The sequence below is a fragment of the Methanobacterium sp. CWC-01 genome (genome assembly GCF_030323845.1).
Lineage (GTDB): Archaea > Methanobacteriota > Methanobacteria > Methanobacteriales > Methanobacteriaceae > Methanobacterium > Methanobacterium aridiramus.
This window is the reverse complement of sequence record NZ_CP040735.1, coordinates 1,590,348-1,612,842: the sequence shown is the minus strand read 5'-3', so window position 1 is coordinate 1,612,842 and position 22,495 is coordinate 1,590,348. Positions and strand designations below refer to the sequence as shown.

The 22,495-nt window shown below is 46.2% G+C and carries 27 protein-coding genes; 6 read left to right on the top strand and 21 right to left on the bottom strand.

Annotation, left to right across the window (positions count from 1 at the left end):
- Positions 1-48 precede the first annotated feature (48 nt).
- Both FGU46_RS08790 and FGU46_RS08785 read left to right on the top strand, forming a co-directional pair.
- On the top strand, positions 49-1,062 hold the full coding sequence (locus FGU46_RS08790) for a class I SAM-dependent methyltransferase (RefSeq protein ID WP_286474214.1): 1,014 nt from the start codon (positions 49-51) through the stop codon (positions 1,060-1,062).
- Positions 1,063-1,109: 47 nt separating this feature from the next.
- The gene (locus FGU46_RS08785) at positions 1,110-1,538 is read left to right on the top strand and encodes a hypothetical protein (protein WP_286474211.1); all 429 of its coding nucleotides are present in this window, start codon (positions 1,110-1,112) and stop codon (positions 1,536-1,538) included.
- Positions 1,539-1,557: 19 nt separating this feature from the next.
- On the opposite strand, the gene mtnA is transcribed toward FGU46_RS08785, so the two are convergent.
- The 11 genes from mtnA to FGU46_RS08730 all read right to left on the bottom strand — a co-directional run bounded on the left by mtnA (position 1,558) and on the right by FGU46_RS08730 (position 10,794).
- Positions 1,558-2,487 carry an S-methyl-5-thioribose-1-phosphate isomerase gene (gene mtnA / locus FGU46_RS08780; RefSeq protein WP_286478429.1) on the bottom strand — a complete coding sequence of 310 codons (930 nt, stop codon included), beginning with the start codon at positions 2,485-2,487 and terminating at the stop codon, positions 1,558-1,560.
- A 70-nt stretch (positions 2,488-2,557) separates the two neighbouring features.
- Positions 2,558-3,427 (bottom strand): radical SAM protein, encoded by an 870-nt coding sequence (locus tag FGU46_RS08775; RefSeq protein ID WP_286478427.1) that lies wholly within the window; start codon positions 3,425-3,427, stop codon positions 2,558-2,560.
- Positions 3,428-3,455: 28 nt separating this feature from the next.
- Positions 3,456-4,013: a methanogenesis marker 17 protein gene (locus FGU46_RS08770; RefSeq protein ID WP_286474208.1), complete on the bottom strand. Its 558-nt coding sequence runs from the start codon at positions 4,011-4,013 to the stop codon at positions 3,456-3,458.
- Positions 4,010-5,245, bottom strand: a complete 1,236-nt coding sequence (locus FGU46_RS08765; protein ID WP_286474205.1) for a methanogenesis marker 15 protein — start codon at positions 5,243-5,245, stop codon at positions 4,010-4,012. The genes FGU46_RS08770 and FGU46_RS08765 overlap by 4 nt, the downstream gene beginning before the upstream one ends.
- A 1-nt stretch (position 5,246) precedes the next feature.
- The gene (locus FGU46_RS08760; protein WP_286474202.1) at positions 5,247-5,708 is read right to left on the bottom strand and encodes a methanogenesis marker 5 protein; all 462 of its coding nucleotides are present in this window, start codon (positions 5,706-5,708) and stop codon (positions 5,247-5,249) included.
- Position 5,709: 1 nt separating this feature from the next.
- Positions 5,710-6,081, bottom strand: a complete 372-nt coding sequence (locus FGU46_RS08755; RefSeq protein ID WP_286474200.1) for a DUF2111 domain-containing protein — start codon at positions 6,079-6,081, stop codon at positions 5,710-5,712.
- Positions 6,078-6,533, bottom strand: coding sequence for a methanogenesis marker 6 protein (locus tag FGU46_RS08750; RefSeq protein ID WP_415926586.1), 456 nt, complete (start codon positions 6,531-6,533; stop codon positions 6,078-6,080). Before FGU46_RS08750 ends, FGU46_RS08755 begins: the two co-directional genes overlap by 4 nt.
- Positions 6,481-8,016, bottom strand: coding sequence for a methyl-coenzyme M reductase-associated protein Mmp3 (gene mmp3 / locus FGU46_RS08745; protein WP_286474196.1), 1,536 nt, complete (start codon positions 8,014-8,016; stop codon positions 6,481-6,483). Before mmp3 ends, FGU46_RS08750 begins: the two co-directional genes overlap by 53 nt.
- 9 nt (positions 8,017-8,025) lie before the next feature.
- Positions 8,026-9,012, bottom strand: a complete 987-nt coding sequence (locus tag FGU46_RS08740; protein WP_286474194.1) for a methanogenesis marker 2 protein — start codon at positions 9,010-9,012, stop codon at positions 8,026-8,028.
- A gap of 43 nt (positions 9,013-9,055) precedes the next feature.
- Entirely contained in the window at positions 9,056-10,168 is a 1,113-nt protein-coding gene (locus FGU46_RS08735) for a DUF2117 domain-containing protein (RefSeq protein ID WP_286478425.1), read from the bottom strand.
- Positions 10,169-10,263: 95 nt separating this feature from the next.
- Positions 10,264-10,794 carry a PIN domain-containing protein gene (locus FGU46_RS08730; RefSeq protein ID WP_286474190.1) on the bottom strand — a complete coding sequence of 177 codons (531 nt, stop codon included), beginning with the start codon at positions 10,792-10,794 and terminating at the stop codon, positions 10,264-10,266.
- A gap of 371 nt (positions 10,795-11,165) precedes the next feature.
- On the opposite strand from FGU46_RS08730, the gene FGU46_RS08725 reads away from it, so the two are divergent.
- Entirely contained in the window at positions 11,166-11,690 is a 525-nt protein-coding gene (locus FGU46_RS08725; RefSeq protein WP_286474186.1) for a MogA/MoaB family molybdenum cofactor biosynthesis protein, read from the top strand.
- Between the two features lie 11 nt (positions 11,691-11,701).
- On the opposite strand, the gene pyrE is transcribed toward FGU46_RS08725, so the two are convergent.
- The 5 genes from pyrE to FGU46_RS08700 form a co-directional block, all read right to left on the bottom strand.
- Entirely contained in the window at positions 11,702-12,241 is a 540-nt protein-coding gene (gene pyrE, locus FGU46_RS08720) for an orotate phosphoribosyltransferase (protein ID WP_286478423.1), read from the bottom strand.
- Positions 12,234-12,392, bottom strand: a complete 159-nt coding sequence (locus FGU46_RS08715; RefSeq protein ID WP_286474184.1) for an orotate phosphoribosyltransferase — start codon at positions 12,390-12,392, stop codon at positions 12,234-12,236. Before FGU46_RS08715 ends, pyrE begins: the two co-directional genes overlap by 8 nt.
- Positions 12,393-12,420: 28 nt before the next feature.
- Positions 12,421-12,660 carry a PRC-barrel domain-containing protein gene (locus FGU46_RS08710; protein ID WP_286474182.1) on the bottom strand — a complete coding sequence of 80 codons (240 nt, stop codon included), beginning with the start codon at positions 12,658-12,660 and terminating at the stop codon, positions 12,421-12,423.
- Positions 12,661-12,901: 241 nt separating this feature from the next.
- The gene (locus FGU46_RS08705; RefSeq protein ID WP_286474178.1) at positions 12,902-14,497 is read right to left on the bottom strand and encodes a sodium:solute symporter family protein; all 1,596 of its coding nucleotides are present in this window, start codon (positions 14,495-14,497) and stop codon (positions 12,902-12,904) included.
- 47 nt (positions 14,498-14,544) lie between these two features.
- Positions 14,545-14,751, bottom strand: a complete 207-nt coding sequence (locus FGU46_RS08700) for a symporter small accessory protein (RefSeq protein WP_286474175.1) — start codon at positions 14,749-14,751, stop codon at positions 14,545-14,547.
- A gap of 317 nt (positions 14,752-15,068) precedes the next feature.
- Here FGU46_RS08700 and FGU46_RS08695 point away from each other — a divergent pair, with 317 nt between their 5' ends.
- Positions 15,069-15,578 carry an NUDIX hydrolase gene (locus FGU46_RS08695; RefSeq protein WP_286474172.1) on the top strand — a complete coding sequence of 170 codons (510 nt, stop codon included), beginning with the start codon at positions 15,069-15,071 and terminating at the stop codon, positions 15,576-15,578.
- A 13-nt stretch (positions 15,579-15,591) separates the two neighbouring features.
- Positions 15,592-15,951, top strand: a complete 360-nt coding sequence (locus FGU46_RS08690; RefSeq protein WP_286474170.1) for a hypothetical protein — start codon at positions 15,592-15,594, stop codon at positions 15,949-15,951.
- Between the two features lie 79 nt (positions 15,952-16,030).
- Here the strand turns inward: FGU46_RS08690 and FGU46_RS08685 are convergent, their stop codons facing one another.
- The 5 genes from FGU46_RS08685 to FGU46_RS08665 all read right to left on the bottom strand — a co-directional run bounded on the left by FGU46_RS08685 (position 16,031) and on the right by FGU46_RS08665 (position 21,855).
- Positions 16,031-17,854, bottom strand: a complete 1,824-nt coding sequence (locus FGU46_RS08685) for an ArnT family glycosyltransferase (protein ID WP_286474168.1) — start codon at positions 17,852-17,854, stop codon at positions 16,031-16,033.
- Positions 17,855-17,996: 142 nt separating this feature from the next.
- Complete coding sequence (locus FGU46_RS08680; RefSeq protein ID WP_286474166.1) at positions 17,997-18,380, bottom strand: hypothetical protein; 384 nt, start codon at positions 18,378-18,380, stop codon at positions 17,997-17,999.
- The gene (locus tag FGU46_RS08675) at positions 18,308-18,763 is read right to left on the bottom strand and encodes a BPL-N domain-containing protein (RefSeq protein WP_286474164.1); all 456 of its coding nucleotides are present in this window, start codon (positions 18,761-18,763) and stop codon (positions 18,308-18,310) included. Before FGU46_RS08675 ends, FGU46_RS08680 begins: the two co-directional genes overlap by 73 nt.
- Positions 18,764-19,035: 272 nt before the next feature.
- Positions 19,036-21,411, bottom strand: coding sequence for an endopeptidase La (gene lon, locus FGU46_RS08670; RefSeq protein ID WP_286474162.1), 2,376 nt, complete (start codon positions 21,409-21,411; stop codon positions 19,036-19,038).
- 96 nt (positions 21,412-21,507) lie between these two features.
- Positions 21,508-21,855 carry an ArsR/SmtB family transcription factor gene (locus FGU46_RS08665; RefSeq protein WP_286474160.1) on the bottom strand — a complete coding sequence of 116 codons (348 nt, stop codon included), beginning with the start codon at positions 21,853-21,855 and terminating at the stop codon, positions 21,508-21,510.
- Between the two features lie 313 nt (positions 21,856-22,168).
- Here FGU46_RS08665 and FGU46_RS08660 point away from each other — a divergent pair, with 313 nt between their 5' ends.
- Entirely contained in the window at positions 22,169-22,468 is a 300-nt protein-coding gene (locus FGU46_RS08660; protein WP_286474157.1) for a hypothetical protein, read from the top strand.
- The last annotated feature ends 27 nt before the right edge of the window (positions 22,469-22,495 follow it).

The window sequence follows — 22,495 nt, the reverse complement described above, 5'->3', positions numbered from 1 at the left end:
TTAGGCAAAGCTTGCCAAGATTCACTTAAGGGAAAAATGAGGAATCATATGATCGGACTCAAGGTCCCCCGGAAAGAAGCCAACCAGGCACGCCTGTTCCTTTTGGAAAATAAAATTCTGAACCTGGATTTTAAAATTAAACGTTCCCTGGATTACGTTTACTTACCCCTTCTGGAGAAACCCGGAAAGGATTTGATGAGGGATAGAAGCCTTCAGATCGTGGAAACAGAATTTGAAGAGGCAAAAAGAAGTCCCCGTAGTATGGAGGAATACTTGAAAGGTCAGATCCCAGCAGAGAAGATGGAGGACCTTAAGAAATCCTTTGACATCATTGGTGAGGTGGTGATTCTGGAAATACCGGAAGAACTGGAAGGTGAGAAAAAGGCCATTGCAGAGGCAGCTTTGAAGTTCACCAAACGCCGGGCCGTTTACCGTAAAGGGAGTGAAGTTAAGGGAATCACCCGAACCAGGGAACTGGAACACCTGGCCGGAGAGGATCACTCTGAGACCATCCACCAGGAGTTCGGAACCCGGATCATGCTGGACGTGAAGAAGGTCTACTTCAGTCCCCGTCTGGCCACCGAAAGGAAGATCATTACCGATCAGGTGGAGGATGGTGAACTGATACTGGACATGTTCACCGGGGTGGGGCCCTTCGCCCTCTCCATCGCCCGGCATCATGAGGTGGAGGTCTACGCGGTGGATATAAACCCGGAGGCCATCAACTATCTTAAAAGAAACCTGGAGCTGAATAAATTACAAGAACGAATAATTCCCCTTGAGGGTGATGTTAAGGACATTCTGGAAGGGATGGATCTTAAGTTTGACCGGGTAATCATGAACCTGCCTGGTTCGGCCCTGGAATTTTTACCAACGGCCCTGGAGCACTTGAAGCCGGGGGGGGTGGTGCATTACTACCAGTTCAGCCGGGATACAGATGATCCGGTGGAAAATATTAAAAATATGGCAAAAGACCGGCGGGTAGAAATACTTGAAATAAGGAAGGTGAAGTCCACCAAGCCCGGGGAGTGGCACGTGGCGGTTGATGCTAAAATAAATTGAATTTTTTATTATAAATTCATGAGAGCTATTCATAGGAGGGAGTTTGTATGGAAAGCATTCTACCAGAAGTACTGGAAATCGAGTATTCATTCCAGGATCAGGGCGGCCATAACACACTTAAACTGGTGGAAGGTCGGCTTTTCTTTTTCAGTGAAGCCCATTCACGACTATCCGAGAAGAATGAATATTTAACCATGGTATCGGCCCCGGAGAGGGATGATTGGATACTCTTCTGGAAGGCCCTGAACCACGCGGGAGTTTGGGACTGGGAAGAAGATTATCGTCCCGAACCAGGATTAACCCTGGAAGCTGATATCTGGTTAGTGAAAATAGACAGAGGAGGACAGTCGGTGAGGACCAGATCATGGTTTGTGGAACCTACTACCCGGAATGAATTTTTCATGGCCCTTAAACACCTGGCCGGGGTGGATGTAACCCTACCCTTCCAGTATCTGTCCCAGAAATTAAGAGAATAAAATATTCAGGTAAGATCTTTTAGAAGGGTTTCAAAATACCCTTCTCGGTGATGATGCCGGTAATAAGGTCCGAGGGCACCACATCAAAGGACGGATTCCTCACCTCGGTAAATAATGGCGCAGCTCTGCATCCAGCGAAGCTTAAAACTTCATCCGGGTCTCTTTCCTCTATTTCAATCTCGTAGATGGAATTGTCATGGTCGAAGGTGCTTTTCGGTGCGGCCACGTAGAAGGGCACCCCAAATCTCTTGGCCGCCAGGGCCACCATCAGGGATCCGATCTTGTTGGCCACTCCTCCCTTGGCCACCCGATCGGCGCCGATGATAACCTTATCAACTTCTCCCTCCTGCATTAGACGTCCGGCCGCTCCGTCAACAATTAGTTTTACGGGTATGCCCTCCTGTTGCATCTCCCACACGCTTAAGCGTGCCCCCTGAAGTACGGGCCGGGTTTCGTCACAGATCACGTTGATGTTCTTACCATCTTCATGGGCGGCACGTATCACACCCAGGGCGGTTCCGTAATCCACACAGGCCAGGGCCCCTGCGTTGCAGTGGGTTAGAAGGGTGTCACCATCACTTATGACCGTGGCTCCATGTTTTCCCATGGCCCGATTGGTATCCATATCCTCCTGGTACATTTTAAGGGCTTCTTCAAGAACCGATTCTGATTTAAGCACCCGGTCCACTGCCCAGGCCAGGTTCACGGCCGTGGGCCGGGCGGCTTTGATCTCCTGGGCTGCTTTTTCCAGATCATCACCGGCCAGTTCCGCCAATGCCATGGCAAAGGCGGCGGCCACACCTATGGCCGGGGCTCCCCGGACTATTAAAGTCTTTATGGCAAATATAACATCTTGGTAAGTTCCACACACCAGATACTCCACTTCGTGGGGTAACAGGGTCTGGTCTAACAGGTAAAGCTGATTATCTTTCCAGTACAGGGTTTTCATATCCATCAGATCCATCAAAAAGAATAATTATAGGGATCTTGATCCCTACTCTCCAATAATAACTGTCTCTTTAGTAGTGGCTGGCGGGGGTCATGTCTAGGTGCTTATCTTCCTTACCCGGCACTCCATAGGCATCGGCCCGACACTGGGTGCAGGCCCTGAACACCGGAATGATTTCTTCCACTGCATCACGTACCTCAGATAGTTCCGCACATCCCGGTCGGGGATAATCCTTCATCTTGTAGAGGGGTATGAGGGGCAGAACGTTCATCAGGTTAGCTCCACGTTTTTTTACTTCACGGGCAATGTCGATGATATGTTTATCGTTAAGGCCAGGTATTAGAACGCTGTTAACCTTGATCACCACTCCCTTACCGGCCAGTTTCTCAATACCCTCCAGTTGATTCTTGGATAACACTTCGAAGGCCTCTTTTCCCTGGTAAAGTTTTCCATTGTAGAATACGTTGGAGTAGATGTGCTGACCAATCTCTGGATCCACGGCGTTGATGGTCACGGTCACCGAGTTGACGTTGGCCTCCACAATGTCATCGATCCGATCGGGTAATAATAGTCCATTGGTGGAAAGGCATTTAATTAGGTCCGGGAATTTCTTATCGATAATCTTAAAGAACTCGAAGGTTTCCGGGTTGGCCAGGGCATCTCCAGGGCCAGCTACTCCCACCACTTTAATGCGCATATCCTTTATGACATCTTCCACATGTTCCACTGCTTGCTGGACGTTCATGACCCGGGCGGATACTCCGGGCCGATTTTCGCACTTGTTGATCTCCCGGGTGCAGAAGTTGCACTGTATGTTGCAGCGGGGGGCAATGGGCACATGGACCCTTCCCACTTTGTCGTGCATCTTCTCGCTGAAGCAGGGGTGTACCTTGGTTAAATGGGCAAATTTAGATTCATTTTTAAATTTAGGTTCACTCATCATTTCATCTCCCTAATCTAGATAATATTCAATCACTCCTCATCTTGGCAATGATCTCCCGGCTCTTATCAATCCACTTTTCCTGCATGAGCTCATCGGTACAGGTCAGGGCGATTATTTCATCCTCGGAGTAATGATCCACCACCCGGAAACCCTCGGGTATTATCCGGAAGAGCGCGTCGTAAACCTTCTTTTTAAGGTCCTGTTGGGGATCCGTAACCACCATTCCCGCCATGGTATGTTGAGGATCGTCCACCACTACTTCCATACGGCTGGGTTGGTGAATCTTGTTCCGGCCCTCCAACTCCCAAAGTTTTTTCAAAAGAGCGGGTAAATATTTCTCATCCTTAATACGAATAAATGCCTCGTTAGCCTTTTTATCGTATTTATATTCAGCAAATTCTTCTAGGAGTATGGGGGGGGATGTTTTCTCCATCTTTACCACTATAATAAAGACCGGCTCCCGGGGGTCGGCGTAGATCTGAACATCCTTCACCGAGCGGGTAAGCTGAACATCCTGTAAAACCTGTTGCAGTATCATCTCATACACTGCCGCTCCCTCTGGATCGTAGCATTCCACATTCATTTCATCTGGTCCCCTAATCCTGATACCAAAAGAGCAGAACCCACGGCCCCAATATGGGAGGAGTATTCCGGTACAATCACATTAATACCCCCCAGAACGGTGGACACTGCTTCCACCAGGCCCTCTATGAGGCTGGTTCCACCCACCTGTATCAGGGGTTCGCGCACATCTATTTCCTGAAGTTGCTGCTCGTACACTTGTTCCGCCACTGAATAACAGGCCGCGGCAGCCACATTCTCCTTGGAGTTACCAGCAGCCAGGGAAGTAACCAGGTCCTGTATTCCAAACACGATACAGTAACTGTTGAGTAGAGCTTGCTTGAAATCCCCCTTCAAAGCCAGGGGTCCCAATTCGCTGATATCCACTCCTAAACGGCGAGCAGTAATCTCCAGGAACCTTCCCGATGCCCCGGCACAGATTCCCCCCATGGTGAAGTTGTCGGGTATCCCGTCGTTGACGGTGATGACCTTGTTGTCCATCCCTCCAATGTCCAGGACAGTGGCTTCTCCCTTTTGATGGTCAGCCAGATAAACCGCTCCTTTAGCGTTAACGGACAGTTCTTCCTGGATTAGCTGGGCGTTCATATGTTTTCCGATGGTAAGACGACCGTAGCCAGTGACTCCTACCCCCTCCACATCGTCTAATTTGTAGCCAGTGTCGGCGAAGGCCTGATCCATGGCATCCTGACTACAAGCAATAACATCGGTAGTTGGCACCCATCCAGTTCCTATGACTTTGTTATTTTCCATTATAGCCACTTTGGTAGTGGTGGAACCAGAGTCTATCCCCATGGTTAGACCTTCCTGTTTCTCCCGGGCCAGAATGCTCTTCCGGGCCACGATGGTCGATAAAGCCTCCATCCTGATGAACAGTTCGTCGGCCTTGGTCCTCTCGGTGAAGGAGTAGGTCACCACCGGCAGGTTGGTGTTTTGCTGTATGAAACGACGAATCTCATTACGTACCAGGGCTCCCTCGGCGCAACGGAAGCAGGTGGCAATGAAAACGGCATCGGCATCCGATTTACCCTCTACCAGGGACATGGCCCGGGCGATCATAAGCCGGATGCTGCTACTGGCGGCGTTGAATCCAAACTTCTGATAGGCCTCGTTAATGTAGTCCAGGTCAGCTTCGGGTATGATTATCTCCGCACCAAAGGTAGCGGCAGCCTTTTCTATTTCCTTCTGCACCCCACTATAATCAGTACCGCATGAAATTTGTGCTATCTTCACCATGTTAGTCCTCTCCCTCAGCTTTTTCTTTTGCCTTCAAACCATCCAGGAAGGAATTTATCTGGTTAACCACTTCCATGGTCTCCTCCCTGGTTTCTGGATACTGCAGTTCCAGTACGGGGATTCCTCGCTTGCGGAGGAAGTACATAGACAATTCATTGGTCCGAGCACAGCCAATACATCCAAATCCGAATGGTGCATCTTCCATGATAATAGCAGCATCGGCTTCCTCGATTAGTGGTCCGAATATGGCCATACGGCCTCTTACTCCGGATGGAACCTCTATGGCCGCGTACTTAAGACCCTTAATGGGTTCCTCCTCGGTGATGTTAAAAGGTGGTGAATCGATTTCCGGGTCAGTAACCTTCTTTCTTATCTCTTTCTGCAGAACCAGTGCCTCGTGGCCTTTTCGCTCCACCAGGTCGGCTAGGATGAGTGAGTTCGGTGGAAAGATTGCTATTTTCATTTTAGACTCCCTTAGGTTTTTTAAGATCTTCTGGTCTCTGGGTAATCTGGATGATATCACTGTAGATACCCTGAGTAATGTCAACCACACCCAATGCAGCGATTACTTCGCCTCTTTCATGGATGGGAACCACCACTACGGGTGTACCCTGATATGGCCCTGTTTTGGGGACCTGGTGGGATATTTTTCCCTCCTTAAGTACCAGTTCCAGTGTAGGACCGGTGTAATTGTAATCTATAACCTTTCCGTCCTCTATACGAACGCCGGGTTGTGTTTTGGTGCGCATAGTCAGGGGTAGGCGGTTTACCAGCTCGTGTATGGCCAGGGCCAGTTCCGCTATATCTTCTCCAGTTGATGAGGAATTTATGTTCATTTTTCACACTCCTGAGCTATTTTTTTAAACTCTTCGGGACTTATCTTACCGCCTTTTTTTATTTCAACTGATTCTGGCCACTCCAAGGCTTCCCCTACGTATCCTAAAAGTTCGAATTCTTTTTCCAGTTGATGGAATCCCTCCCGAGCCCCACCTCTCTTGGCCCGGCAGCGTCTGGGATCTCCTGGCGGGAATCCTCGATCCTTGGTGAATATGTTGGCTGGATCCAGTTTTCTGATCTCATTTATGGCCTTTAAAACATCCACTTCTTTACCATGAACCACCGCCCCGTAACAGGTGGATTTTATGGTAAGGGGAAGTTCCAGCATGTGCAGTTCCCCCACCACTTGGCTTTGACTTACCTGGGCTGCCGGCCCCAGAATGATCATCCGGGTTACCTTAGACTCTTCTTCGGACATAAACTGTATCCCCTTCTTTAAATTTTTTAAGATTTTCCATACCCTTAACCACTTTTCCTAGGATATTTGTACCCTGAAATGGTTCTCCAGTGGGTCCAAACTCATCATGGTCCTCAAAACGGATCCCCAGCATCCCAATATGACGGCGGGACATGTTGGTTAATCCAATTTCCCAGGCTCGGGCCTGGCCCTGGGGCGAGTTTTCCGGGATCAGTCCCCGGGCTTCCCGGGAGTCTCCATGGAACATCATAAGATTCATGCCCGGGAATGCGAAGTGAACTTTTAGGGAGCCTACCGGGGCATCCAGGAGTCCTGTGATCTTCTGGAAGTACCAGGTAGAACGAGGAGCCTGGTTATACAATTCTATCTCTACCATGTCCTCTTTTTTAACCCCAAAAGTGGTCACTTCTCCTTTTTCTACAATTTCCATGGTGTAATGTGGCTCCTGGCGAACCACCACGGCCTCATCATCCTCCAGGCCACTCCTAATCTGCTTAATTCCATTCGCTCTTAAAAACCCATCTGCTTCTTTCTGGGTCATGGCCAGGGTCATTATCCTCTCGGGATGTATCTGGAGGGTTACTTCATCACCGTAGCGGGCAATATCCACCAGTTGCATCCCCTTAACCACTTTACCAAAAACGTTGTGGGATGGAGTGGACACCCGGTCTTCCCGGTATATGTAAACCCGACCCATACCCTTACCCTGGTTACGTAGGGTTAAAGTGCCTCTTTTACGCTTGGCAACCCATTCTATTTCTCTCTTAATTCCCTGAAGACCATAAGATCCCAGGAATGAATTAGAATCATAATCAACCTGTAATTTACCTGATTCCGAAAGTGCGTAGAAGTGTTCCACCGATTGGGGTGATCTGGGTTCAGGTTCCACCTGAAGGTAGGTGAACACCTGGTTGCCCTCAGATAACTCGGTTTCCAGGTCGATGATGGCTGCACTTTTCACTATGCTCTTCCTTTCCACTACTGGTTTGACCTCCAGTACATGGTCATCATCGGTAAGCTTCATTATGGTTCTTTTACCGCCCACCACCCTGGCAAAAACCCCATCATTGCCCTTAGGAGCCCCATAAACCGCGTTATGTTTGTCCTTGCTAAATATGATGTGGGTGGCATCGGCAGTGAATCCTGATAAACTGAATATAACATCCCAGCGCTGGTAGGTGTATTCGTCATGGGATGGCTTTAGGGAAGTGGCTATGGGTCCCACAGAGGCTTCCTGGGAGGTTATCCAACGTACCCTTAACCCTGAAAAGTCATGGTAACGCTCCTTCCACAGATCTATAAGTTCGGGAGGGGATTTTTTGAGTAATTCTATGATTATGCTTCCCTGAGGAGTCTTCAAGCGGTACTTGTTTACGTGTCTTTCCACTTCTTCCCTACCCTTTACCACTCCCAGAACACTTCCAGGTAGATAGGGGGCCTGGGCAGCTTCAATGGCATCCTTTATGGTGGAACCACTGGTAAGTTCAATTTCGTCTCCATTAACCTGAACCTTCATGAATCTCACCTAGATAATTTCCTCTTTTACTCCCATTATACTATCCCTCTGGAAGTCAAAAACGATCTCCTTTTCTTTATCACAGGTTAAGAACAACTTATTTTCCTCCAAAACAGTCCCCACCACACCACAGGTTATATTCACCTTTTCCAGGATGTTTTCACATTCATGGACCTTCTCTTCGGATACGGTTAGAACAAAACCTGCCCCGGGATACAGTTTAAGCCAGTCCTCCCAACTCACTTTTTCGTTGCGAGGGATTTTATCCAGTTCCACGGTTCCACCTTTCCCCGATGATTCTAAGAGCATTCCAAGAGTTCCCAGGATGCCCGGATTACTGATATCCCTGCCGGAGTTAACCAGATGTTTCCGGGCCAGCTCATTCATGGCCCTGATCTGACCCTGAACCAGTTCCGGGCTTTTCATGGTGGTGGTATCCCAGTTGAGATTGAACTGGGGATGGACTTCCCCATCCAGATCAATGGCCACCAGTATCTGGTCATCCACCTGGGCTCCTCCACTGGTAATCAGATCATCCCGGCCGATTATGCCAGTTATGGAAACGTCCAGAGCATTGTAAGGGGTATCAGGGTGTACATGTCCCCCTACCATTGGTACACCAAATTTTTCAACACCTTCTCTGATGCCCGCCATTATCTCGCGACATATATCAGAATCAGGGGTCGAAATGACGTTAGTCATACCCAGGGGTATGCCCCCCATGGCCGCAATGTCATTCACATTCACCAGGACGGAACAGTAACCAGCCCACCATGGATCAGCCTCCATGAGCTTGCCCCACATGCCATCGGCAGCCAGGAGTATCAATTCCCCGTGACCAATATCCAGGGCCGATGCATCATCACCAAAACTTAAAACCGTACGACCAGCAGTCTGATAGCTGTCACCTAACAGGCTGGTCACATTTTTTATGCTCTTTTTGCGGGTTATTCCCTCAAAATTTTTAATAGAATCAACCAGTGATTTTAAAGCCAAAAATCCACCCCAGTAGCTTTGCTTAACTTTAGTAAGTTAATTATTAAGTATATCTCACCTGATAGTGAGGGTTAATCTTCTTGATTATCTGTAGGATTTTATTTTTAAAATTTTCCATATTTACTATTTCTATGGTTTCACTACCTTTAAAAAGCTCCAGAAATATTTTTTCACCAATTATATCATCCCAGCCACTTTCCAGTTCAACCACCATGGATCCATCGGCTTTAAAACCTTCCTCCACCACTTTGTCCAGGTCACCATCAGTGATGCCGATGATGGGAACGTTGAAACGGTAGAGTATATCAGCCGCTACCAGAGTAGTGTCATCTCCCACTGTAACCACCACATCTGCATTCCGTAAACGATAAATATCCTCAGCAGCATGACTTAAATATGAAACCATCAGTTTTGAACCATTTTTCTCTGATGGTAATATCCGTGGTTTTACCCGGGACTTGCGGAGGAGTCCGGTCTTAATAATGGCCCTTTCCAAGTCCACCTTTCCCAACTTTTCCACTCCATGTTCCTTCAGTTCCCCGCCAATTAGCTGGGTGATTACACCATTCTCAGCCACCAGGGCCACGTCATGGGAAGTGGACCTTCCCACCACGATACCATTAACGAATATGTTCTCATCAGGGGATACACCGGCAATGTTACGGCAGATACGTTGACTTTCCTTCCAACAGGGATCGCTCTTTTCTATTGAATCTCTGATTTTCTGGGCTGAAACTGTTTTCAAACCCAACTTTCGGGCCATCTCGGTGGCTAGTTCCTGCAGATCAGCCCTCCAGGCCACTACACTACCATCTTCCTCACCGGGCCGTTCTATCTGAATAAGGGGAATGTGGGGGAGGCAATGGCTGTACACCTTATAGCCAAAGGCCTGGCCGGTAACACTGGACTTCCCATAGTTAATCAAAACAATAATATCCTGTCCGTCTTGGCTGAGAAGGTCAATAGATTGACTGGGAAGAAGTTTTTGACTTATATCAATTCGCCCTTCAAGATTGGAGTCGATTACAGCAGTTCTTCCCATGGTACCGCCCAGGCGGGCCTTTACCTCACCGTAGTCTTCCATAAATTCCAGTATTCGAAGGGCATATCCTGAATCCACAATTTCGGGTCCGTGGACCACCACACCAATCTTCATCATTTCACCTTAGGATCCTAAGCATATTATAATTTACCCACACTGAAATTGGAATTTCAAACCGATTTATATCTGCAGATCGTCCTTAAGATCATTTAAGATCCTTTTATTCGTCTTTTGAATAGTTTAGATCCACATATTTCACAGTCCTCCCCCTTATACTGGGGGGGATACTGCTTCTTGCATCCCTGGCAGATCAGTATCCAGCGGTACACTTCTTCAATACCCTGGGTTAAAACACTCCGGTAGAGTATTTTGAGTATTTTCGAAAGGTTCTGGATGGAGTAATCATCGGTAACCAGGATTGGTTCGTAAGATTCTGTTAAAGTTACTGCCAGGGCTAGTATTTCCGTATCAACCTCAGAAAGTCTCAGTATATCACCAGAGGTTTCCATTATGCTTTGAACTCTTTTAATGGCCCATTTCTCCGGTTCGCGTACCTCCAGCCTACCATCTTCCAGGGCATCCTCAGTAAAAATACGGGAATTAAAGTCCTTGATTTCTCTAATAACGCCATTTGTAGTCATATTAGCTGAATCAGATGATAAAAACCTTCCAATAATAGCAGAGGTATCCAAAACGTATACTTTGCCTTTTTTATTATTAGAATGACTAAAATTTGCCATAAAACACCGTTTGAAAATTTTTAAAGTTCATTATCTTCCAAATCACTTTTTTATTAGGAATTTATGATTTAAAAGATTTAAATTCGTTTTTGTAATTGGGAGAGGGGCTTATGAGAAAGGTTTTTATGTCATAAAGAATAAACTTTCCCTCCGAGGGAGAGAAGAATTTAGACTCCTCAAGATTTTTTCGCCACGAAAAAACCGCCTCCGATTTGGACCTAAAAACTCTCCCTCACCCTTTATATACGGGATTAAATGTTTTTTTTATAGGTCAGGTTTAAATAATTCACACCAATGTGGAGTATTCATCAGTAACCTCAGATTATAAGACTAATCCTACATATTAGAGCTGGACTTAAGGAAGTGATTTGGTGAAGAGCAGGAGCATGGAAGAACATCGAAAGAACAGCCCGCGTAGCATTAAAGTTGGAGTCATAACCCTCAGTGACTCTAAATATCAGGATTTTCTCAGGGGAAAGACTGATACCGATCTTTCCGGGAATTTATTAAAGGACTCTCTAGGTGATGTGCATCAGGTGTTGGATTATAGGATAATCCCCGATGACTCGCAAAAGCTCACATCAACCCTGGATGTCATGAAAGGAGAGGGAGCGGAGGTTATCGTAACCACCGGTGGTACGGGAATCGGTTCCAGAGACATTACCATTGAGACCCTTAAACCGCTTTTTGGTAAAGAACTGAGCGGATTTGGTGAAATATTTCGTTATGAGTCTTATAAAGAACTGGGAACCGGTGCTATCCTCAGCCGGGCCACAGCAGGAGTTTACGGCTCCACTCTGATCTTCGCACTTCCTGGTTCGCCAAACGCCGTAAAGCTGGGTTTGAAGATCATCAAGCCCGAACTGGGGCATCTGGTTCGTCACCTTAAAGAATAATCTGTGGGATGCTAATTTTTATAAGATGAAAAGTCGCTTTTAGTAACCAGTGGCTCCAGTTTAACTCCTTTTTTCAGAAGATTCTCCCGAGCCCCCTCTTCACGATCCACCGCCACCAAGGCCCGAACCACCAATCCACCACTATCTTTAACTGCTTCCACAGCTTTTAAGAGAGAATTTCCAGTGGTAGTAACGTCCTCCACCACCACGACCCGATCATCTTGTTTCAGTTCACCTTCTATGAGCTTGGAGGTACCGTAGCCTTTTTTAGATTTTCTGATCATGAGCATAGGAATACCTGAGGTCAGGGAAACGGCAGTGGCTATGGGAACTGCACCCAGGGCTGGACCGGCAACTTTGTCCACCCTTTCACCCTTAATTTTCTCAGCCATCATCTCGCCAATCTGGGACAGTATGCGGGGATCCGTGATGGCCTTCTTCATATCCACGTAGTAATCACTCTCCCGACCCGAGGCCAGGGTGAACTTGCCGAACTGGATTACCTGGTGGGTGGTTAAAAGTTTTAAAAGATTTTTTCGCTGTTCATCCATGAGAATCATCCATCCTCCGCCCTCTCAGACATAAACGGCATACCCCTCTCAGGTGGTCGTAACAATCACTGCAAACCCGGCTTCCACAAAGCTGACAGGCGTACATCTTTCCCTGTCTTCCACAGATACTGCAGATACCCGGAATCTCCAATTAAGACACCTGAAAAAATGAGTAATATTTAAAGGGTTTCTGAAGCATTTTTAAGGAGTATTTTATCGCCGATCTGTTTGATCATGTCATAGGGGACCACTGTTTCCCCTTTAGAGAGCCCCAGTCCTTCGGATATGCCGCCTTTTCCTAGTATGAAGGCTTCGATCTGGTTGGTTTCTATATTCAATTCCAGGTCCCTTACTTTACCAATGACCACTGCTGAGCTATCTAAAACTTCCTTTCCAATTATCTCTTCAATTATTCTCATACTCATCACCATCAAGATGGGGCGGTTTTACTCCCGACCTTCTTTTTTACTGATTTATTTTAATAATATTTTCGTGATACTATATATTTTTTTAGAGAAGTTTTTTTCTATGAGTATTTTTGGATTTTTCCCTTTATAATTTATTGAAATATATTTTAAAGTAGTTATAATGTAAATTAGATAAATTAAGATAAAATTTGTTTAGATTTAATTAAAAATAATAAAAAGAGGGATTTAGAGTTTAAATCCCTTTGAAACAAAGGTCCAGATGTTCCTGGGCGGGTGGTTTGGTTAACAGACTTACCACCACGGTAACCACGAAGGCCAATGGCAGACCAATCACGATGGGGTCTACCGTAGGCCAGGGTGCGGAGGTCAATATTACCGCATTACCGGTAAGTGCCTGGCAGATACCCAGGGCCGCTGCTGATTTCTGGTATCCGAATAGTATCCAGAACACACTGAAAACAGTACCAGTAACGAGTCCTGCTATGGCTCCAGCCTTGGTGGAACGCTTCCAGAACAGGGCAAAGGCATAAAGCGAAAGGAAAGCTGCTGCAGTTATACTGAACCACATGGCTGTGCCCACGGCGATGATGTTCTCCGGCAGTATGTATCCCAAGATCACGGCGATGATCACTGCTATGGCGATTCCTGCCCGGGATATCATCACTGAAGAGGCTCCCGTCTTTCTGGTTATGGTTTCATAGATGTCTCTTCCCAGGGCAGTGCCCTGCACGTGTACCTGGGCCGATAGAGTGGACATGGCCGCTGATAGTAGGGTTACCATGAAGAGATAGGCGAACCATACTGGCATGGCGGTTCCGATGAAAGCCGGTATGATCTTATCAGCATTACCCCCGGCCACGGCCACGGCCAGTTTCCCCACGGTATCAAAGAAGTACACGTTGGATAAGGAGCCCACTACGAAAGCCGTTCCAGTCATCATGAAGATGAATATGCCCCCTATGAGTACGGCCCGGTTGAGTTCCCGGTTGGATTTAACGGTCATGAACCTAACCGCCAGTTGGGGCTGGGATAAAACTCCAACACCCACCCCTAAAATTAGGGTACTTACCAGTGTCCACCAGAATGGGCTTCCCAAAGTGGGCATGGAGGTCCAGCCCGTGAATCCCGTGGCGGTGGCCTTGGCCGTGGCACTCTGGGGTACAATGTTAACCAGGTTGGTGAGGGCCTGGTTGGCATCTACCACTCCCCCCAGTATCCAGTAGGTGGAAACCAGGAGGAACAGCATTCCAAAGAACATGATGGTTCCCTGCAGGGCATCGGTATACATCACCCCACGTATACCACCAAAAATCACATAAACTGCCACTATAAGGGCCATTCCAATGAGGGCAAAGTTGTAATCGATTTGCAGGGTGGTCTCCACGAAACGGGCCATACCGATCAGGACCACCGATGCATATAAGGGCATTCCCAGGAATATAACTGCCCCCGAGAAATACTGGATGAATTTACTATTAAAACGTCGGGAAATGAATTCCGGGAAGGTCAGGGCACTCATATTGTGTCCCATTTTCCTGGTGCGTTTTCCGAAGAACACAAAGGCGATGAAAATACCCACCAGGATGTTCAGGAAGGTGAGCCACAGCAGTCCCATACCATAAACTCCTGCAGTACCTCCGAAACCCACGATGGCCGCGGTACTGATGAATGTTGCCCCGTAACTCAGGGCCATGATATACGGATGGGTTTTACGGCCGGCTACCATGTAGTCATCGGCACTTTTGGTACGTTTCCAGGCCACGTAGCCCACATACCCCACCATCAAAAGATAAATCAAAACTACAATACTTAAAACTAAAAGATCCACTAAAAACACCCCCTAAATGAAGAACGAGAATGGGTCTAAACTTGGAATCAGCCTTCTTCATCCCAGAGCCCCAGCTCTTTCTCCTCCATTTCTTTCTCCTTTTTATGCCACTCCATCTCTTCTTTGATCTGCTCTTCCTCGTCTTCACCGCCTTTATTCCAGTTTACGACACCATAAACTACACATAAAAGCATGGCCAGAATGCAGCCAATATACGCGCTCCAGATCCATGGATCATCAATTCCCAAAACCATTTATTGCACCTCTTATAATTCTGACAACCCAGTTTTTTAGTAGACTGGTTTATCATTATTAATTGGGTGAAATAGTCTTTTATAAATATCTATAAAAAGTGAAGGGGAGTTTTAGCTGAGAATTATTTAGATCAAAAAGTAATCAGCAATGAGAGAGTTTTTCTTAAAAATAAGATCATATTCAATGGATTTCTGCGCAGAAACCAGGGAAGATGCTTATTTTTATGCTCTATAAATCTGTATTAAACAGGAATACAGATAACCTCAACAATTAAAAGAGGTGAAGGTATAAATTACTATAAAAATAGGATGCCAAGATGATAGAACTAGTTTTTGGTCTTGCGGTACGGGCCCTAATCACCGATGACGATGGAAAGATCTTAATTATAAAAAGATCCTCTGAATCCAAGACTAACCCCGATAAATGGGAACTTCCCGGGGGAAAAGTGGATCAGGGTGAACCATTTGATCAGGCCCTCATTAGAGAAGTTAAGGAAGAAACTAACCTCAACATTTCCTTAGACCATGTGGTGGGGGTTTCGGAGCAGAATTTAACTCTGATAAGGGCGGTTCATATCATTCTCTCCGCTAAGGTGGAGGAGGGTGAACTTAACCTCAGCAGCGAACATGATGGCTACGCCTGGGTCTACTTTGACACTCTTCCAGAATATGAGCTGGCTGATTGGTTGCGGGACTTTGTTAAAAACCAAATCCCGGCTGGAGGAGATACTGCCGGAGAAGAAGACCAGGAGAGTTACCAGGAAATTCTGAAACCATGGCTGAGTTCCCTGAAGTCTTCAGTGGACAATATCCGGAAGAAGAGGTAGAATATAAAAAGGAGTGATTTGTTTGTCAGGAGTATCCGCACCAGTATATTTTGTTCGAGAAGAAGAAAAAGGAAAATCTATAGAATTAACCATTCCCCAGGAGTTTGTTAAGGACTTCTATTTCCGAAGTGATGAACACCTCATGATCATGCTCCGGGTGATGGGTACTGATTCAGATAGGGTTAAATATTTCTTTGAGGATGGTGAAGAGGATAAATTCACCGTGAAAACCACCGAAAGCCTTCATGGCAAGCAAATATCTGAGGAACTGATTCTGGCTTCAATTTACCTGGACGAAGGCCCTCCTCTCTCGGTAGACATCGACCAGGAGCTTCCCCTGATCAGAGTGATCCTGGACTTCCAGCGGAAGTAAAGGGTCAGGGGCCTGGGGGAAGGTCAAGAAATTCTGGGGGAAAATAGATTACTTTTACAATAAACCTCATTTCTTTTAATCAAGCTTCATTTTCATATCGCACTATTTTGAAGTAGGCTCCACTGAAGACTGTGGTCCCGGAAACGTTTAAAGAAAGACCCTGTGAGGATGTTCGGCCGCCCGGAGGTGTTTGACCATTTGCACCAGTTAAACCGGAGTTATTCCCTTGTGATAGGGATGGAGGTGTTCCGTTCAGGGACATACTGCCCGGAAGTGTACCGGTATTGTTACCAGAACCAGCCATATTACCAGGAGGCTGATTCGTTCCATTCCTGGAGTCTGGTTGTTTCTGTTCTGAGTTGCCAGTAGGTATCTTATCTAAGGAATTGGGTAATATAGGTGGCCCATAGGGGAGGAGGAAACTGGCCTCATAGTTTCCATTCGGTTGCTGGAATCCCCCCGAACTTTGATTGGTGGTGAGTTGATTGGTGCTGGTGAGTGTGACCACGTAAATGGTGCTGTTGGGATATTCGGTCTTAACCTCATCGATGCTGGAACTGGTGGTCACGTTTCCCCCCAAAACATACTCCACCCAGTACTTAGATTGGAAGTCTGCAGCTACAAAGACCGCATTTTCCACGGTGAGGTTCTGCTTGATCTGTACCAGTTCGTTGTACTGGGCGGTGGTGATGGTGGGCCCCATGTTATCAAAGCCCTCTGAGGCGGTGTGGTAACTGGAAAAGGCAAAGATGACTGCCACCATGATGACCAAAAGACTTATAATATGCTTACGACCAGGATACCTTGCCAGGGATTCTGTTTCCAGGAACTTCAGGCCCAGGGGCACCAGGAGGGCAATGGGTAAAAAGGCCATTAACAGGAAGCGGGATTGGTACTGGGAGGATGGTATGAAGGATAAAACCGCGAGAACACCAGCCAGTGCCAGATATAACCATGCTAACAGTGAATTTCTGTTCATTAGGTTGGGAGTGGTTATCTTTTCCTTTAAACCCCGGTATAGTATAATGATCGCCGCTAGAACTCCCACCAGATAAGGTAGACTGCAGAATATCATTGCAGTGAAGGGACTGGTAACGGTCCGACCCTCCGTGGTGGATGAGGATGAGTTGAAAAAGGAGATCACTGTACTGAATTTGGTGTACATCACCGGGTAAACTAGGAACAGGACTATAAAACATCCAAGTATCCCTATACTTAATATTATCAGAATTTTAAGGTCGAAAATGGGTAACTTACCGGTTTTAATTTTTTTCACCACAATATTGAAGATCAGCAGTGCGAAAAAGAGCAACACCGCCAGGGCCCCGGTGTAAATATGGGTGAGGAGGTTTAAAATTAGAAACAAGACGGTTAAAACTCCGAACTTTTTCCACTGGCTAATATTTTCAAACCACCGAATGGCGAAGTAGAGAAAGACCGCTAGGAACAGGACACCCACCAGGTTTTGCAGGTAGTCACCGATCATGGCGAAATAGTTAATGTTAACCGTAACCAGGAAGGCACTTAAAAGTGCAGGGACCCTGGATCCCACATTTTTACCACGAGCATAAAATTCGGTTAGTAAGTAAGCAGGAAAGGCCAGAAACGAACCCATCAGGGCCATTCCTATTTTTATTCCCAGGAAAGAGTTCCCAGTTAAAATTACCCAAGGAGTCAGCAAGTAGTAAGCCAACGGTGGATCGTTACTCATGGGAAATCCGTACTGGATCACGTTACGCACCTGGATATCATAGAAAGCCCCATCGATTCCGTAAGAGAAGGAGTAACGGGTGAGAACGTACATATCCAGAATGAATGAAAAGATAAATATGGCCACTAGGATAAAAAGCCAGTATTTTTCCTTCAGAACATTAGTTACACTCATTTTAACGCTGCTTCCCATGTTTTTTTAGTTGGTATTCGATAACTGCTTTGAAATCTCATTTCCATTTATGATAATAGGCTCTAAGTATGTTTTTTGGCGGTATAAACGACTTTAATTGTCTAAATTGCATCTTAGAGCCCTCTTCTAACCAATGAAATGGTTATCCTATTTTATTTACAGTCCACAGGATCATACGGGCCAGGAGCAGGGGATTTTCTGGATCCACTTCCGGATGGGAACCACTTAAAAGAACCCTCCCTGAACCGTAGTTCACGCCAAAAATGGCAGCGTACCCCTGGTAGCCGGTTTGATTATCTGCATAGGTGGCCATTGGCGTGTCTGAAGCAGTGGAGTACATGGCAGGACCGTTCTGATGGTGAAGGTTAAAGTTAGAGGATCCGTTTCCCAACACACTTCCACTGGAAGTTAGGGTTATGGGGACCAGTCCCTCGTAGATAACATTTTTAGTATTCACCGTGGATGCCAGGCCCCATCCAGAGTAGTAGCCATCCACCTGATTAGAAGCAGCGTAGGCCCCGCGCATATTCCTATATAACCTTTACCTCCGCTGACAAATTGCTTGATAGCCGCACTATCGATGCTACTTCCCTTAACATAGCTGGAGGCATCCCCACCGGGCACGATCAACACATCGTAGGTGGATAAGTTACTGGCCGTGACCACCGTAGTGGTGGCATATTCATAGTAATAGTAGGGGGTGAGGTTCTGACTGTTGGTGGTGTTAAGACAATCCAGAATACCGTTCACGCTTTCGGACATGGATCCCTCCCCATTGTAAACCAGGACTTTAACCGCCTCCACCTGCCTCGGGGTGTCGTTACTGGCATTTAAATCCCCGGTAAGGGGATATCCCAATATGATTAAAGATGAGAATAGGAAAAAGATTACAGCACCGATGACGAGCAAAATTTTAAATTTATTTATGGTTTAACCTCCTTAGCTCTTATGAAACTTAAATGTTAATTTTAATCCATTATAAAAGTAGTTTTTCCCAAATTGGTCCTTATTCCCACCAATATATACCCAAATCTTTACCAATTCTAAGAATATTGATCGAAGATACTGCACGTATTGGTGATACTAAAAAAAATATTGAGCAAAAAAAAAGATTAGAAATTACTTTTTAATAAAAAAAATGGCCCCACTCATGGAGTGGGGATGGGAATAAAGTTACCTTTCTAGGCACCAGCTCCACCGGCTAAAGAATCGGAATTAACATCCATCAGCACCGGTTTAGGTAGTTCAATGCCAATGGTCTCCTTGATGACGTCCTCCACAGTATCAACCGGGATGAACTCCAGTTCGGCCTTAACATCCTCGGGAACATCATCCAGGTCCTTCTCGTTCTCCCGGGGCAGGATAACCCGTTTTATCCCTGCCCGGTGAGCAGCCAGGATCTTCTCTTTTATTCCCCCTACGGGCAGTACTGCTCCTCTTAAGGAGATCTCACCGGTCATGGCCAGTTTGGAATCCACGATCTGTCCAGTGACCAGAGATGCGATGGTAGTTAAAAGCGCCACTCCGGCGGATGGTCCGTCCTTGGGTATGGCCCCGGATGGAACGTGGATGTGTAGATCTTTTTTATCAAATTCCATGTTCTTCAGGTGGAAGGCCAGTCTGGAACGGATGAGGCTCTGGGATATCTTGGCGGATTCCTTCATCACATCACCCAGTTGACCGGTTAGGGTAAGTTTCCCGGTTCCGGGCATGAAGGCACCTTCGATGAATAGAATATCTCCCCCCACCGGAGTCCAGGCCAATCCAGTCACCACCCCTGGCGGATTTTTCTTACCCACCTCGTTGATCTGGGTGATCTCGTGTCCCAGCATGTCGTACAGCATGTCCTCCTTAATTACGTAGGGTAAATCAACCTTACCCAGTACGATCTTCTCGGAGGCAACCCGGGCCACTGTGGCCAGTTGCCGTTTCAGGTTTCTCACCCCTGCTTCCCGGGTGTACTTTTCGATGATGGTCTTAAGGGCCTCGTCGGTTATCTGCAACTGATCCTTAGTTAGACCATTGTCTTCTAACACAAGGTCGATGAGATGGTTTTTTCCGATGTGGAACTTCTCGTGGCTGGTGTAGCTGCCAATCTCTATGATTTCCAGACGGTCCCGTAGAGGTCCGGGGATGTCACGCAGGGAGTTGGCGGTGGCAATGAAGAACACATCAGACAGGTCGTAGGGCACCTCCAGGTAGTGATCGGAGAAGGTGTCATTCTGTTCAGGGTCCAGGACTTCCAGAAGGGCGCTGGCCGGGTCGCCGCTGTAGGAAACCATTAGCTTGTCCACTTCATCCAGGATGAACACCGGATTTTTTTCACCAGCCCGTTTCATACCATTGATGATCCGACCAGGCAGGGCTCCCAGGTAGGTACGGCGGTGGCCGCGTATCTCTGATTCGTCCTTAACACCACCTAAACTGATTCTAACGTATTTTCTCTCGAGGGCTTCGGCGATGCTTTTTCCCAGACTGGTTTTACCAGTTCCGGGAGGTCCCACCAGTAGCAGGATGGATCCTTGCTGGTTATGTTTCAGTTTCATAACCGTCAGGTGCTGGATGATACGGTCCTTCACCTTATCCAGTCCGTAGTGCTCCTTATCCAGTAGGGAACGGGCAGCTTCGATGTCTATATCCTTGACTTCACTTTCCCCCCAGGGGAGGCTGACCAAAAGATCAAGGTAGTTTCGTATCACATTCTCTTCCGAACTGTGAGGACCCTGCCGGTCCAGTTTGGCCACTTCCTCCAGAGCCACCCTCCGCACTTCTTCGGGCATGTGGGATTCTTCAATAAGCTCACGATAATCTTTCTTACCAGATCCTCCTTCTGCTTCGCTGAGTTCGTCCTGTATGGCTTTTAACTGTTCTTTGAGCATGTTTTCCCGGTGCTTCTTATTCATCTCCTCATTGAACTTGGCAGCCAGTTCCATCTGGAACTGGATGGACTCTTTTTGTTCAATGAGCATATCCAAGAATGCCAGACTTTTTTCCTTTAAGGAACGTATTTCCAGGAATTTTTGTCTTTCATCCACGGAAAGTCTCATATAGGGGAATACGTATGCTATTACCTGGTTAAGGTCGTTTAGTTGATTGACTTTTTCCAGGTAGGATTCTGCTCCTTTAAAGTTTTCACTTATCTCCGAGACTAGGAACCTTATGTGTTTCAGGATTTCCTCCTGGTTTTCGGGGTCGATATCTACTTCGTCAGGTATTAAATGATATTCAGCCCGGTAATTCATGCCATCAGGGATGAGTTGGTCTATCTGAACCCGTTCTATGATATCTATCTTCAAATGGTAGAAGTCCCTCATTTCATGGGCATTTTCAATTCTGATGAGGGTTCCCACTGGATAGAAATCATGTTTTGCATAGCGACCTGCCCGGAATTCCTTCACCCCCAGGACAATGCCGTAGAAATCATCATTTTTAACCCGTTGATATATTTCGCTCCCGATTTTTTTACCAATTTTCATGTTCATATTGGTTTGGTGTAATAACACCCGGTCAGGTATGACCAGTACCGATAATTCTTCATTTAAGTTTGTTTCTTTCATTTTATCACTCAAGACGTTGTTTTTCAGGTGGAGAGGATTTTTTAAAAAATTCATGGATTATTTTAATACTACCGTTATAGAAGGACTCTTAACGGCTTATTCGTGCTTTTCGAGTTGTTCGCACTTTGCAAACGCACAGTTAAATAAAAAATCAATTGTTTTTTTGTGTTTTTGAAGGGCCTGTTTGTTGAAGGTGTAATAAATGTAATTTCCTTCTTTTTGGGCGATGAGGATCTTGGCTGTTTTGAGGACTTTCAGATGTTGTGATGCGGCTGGCTGGGTCAAGCCCATTATTTTTGACATTTCAGTTACACTGATCCTTTCTACTTCGCCGGAGGCCAGCGAGTAGACCAGAAGGAGTCGATTAACGTTGCCCAGAGCCTTGAATAGCTCTTCTAATTCAGAGGATATTAAAGAGCTGGTCCTGGAATTTATCCTCATCATGACTCTTAAGTATATAAGAATATACTTATATACCTTTCCTTTTTAGTACTTTTTGTTTAAATATTAATATTCACTGGGAACATTCTTCATAGAAATGTTTATATGTTCTCCACAAGAAGATGTAATTAGGTGAATTAGACTGAAAATAGTTCTAATATCACCCCCGTTACCGCCTCCGTAAAACGGGATGATAAGGATTCCTGGAGTGTTAAAACTCCGGGAATCTTTTTAATTACCCGGAATTAATATATGTGCAAGTTTTTAGCACCAATTTATGTGAATAGGTTGTAAAATTGTAATAAGGTGAAGTATAATGAAAGAAACGTTCAAGTTAACCAGCACCATGGATGTGAAGGACAAAAGTGGAAAACTTTTAGGGGCAGTATGTGTTGCTCCTGCCAAGGAAATTGGCAAACGGGATATACTTTTGATGGATGAAAAAAGCACACAGTCCGTCCGGAGTATTACTGAACTTATAAACATGCTCTCCAAAAAGAATGTTTCTTTTGAAGAACGTAAACAGGTTTTAGACTTCTTATCTGAAAGATTGCGGTATTTAGAGCGAGAAATTACCCTCAACACTTTGAAGACATTGAAAGAAAGCAAGGAATAATCCAATTAATTGACAATCAAAGGGGCG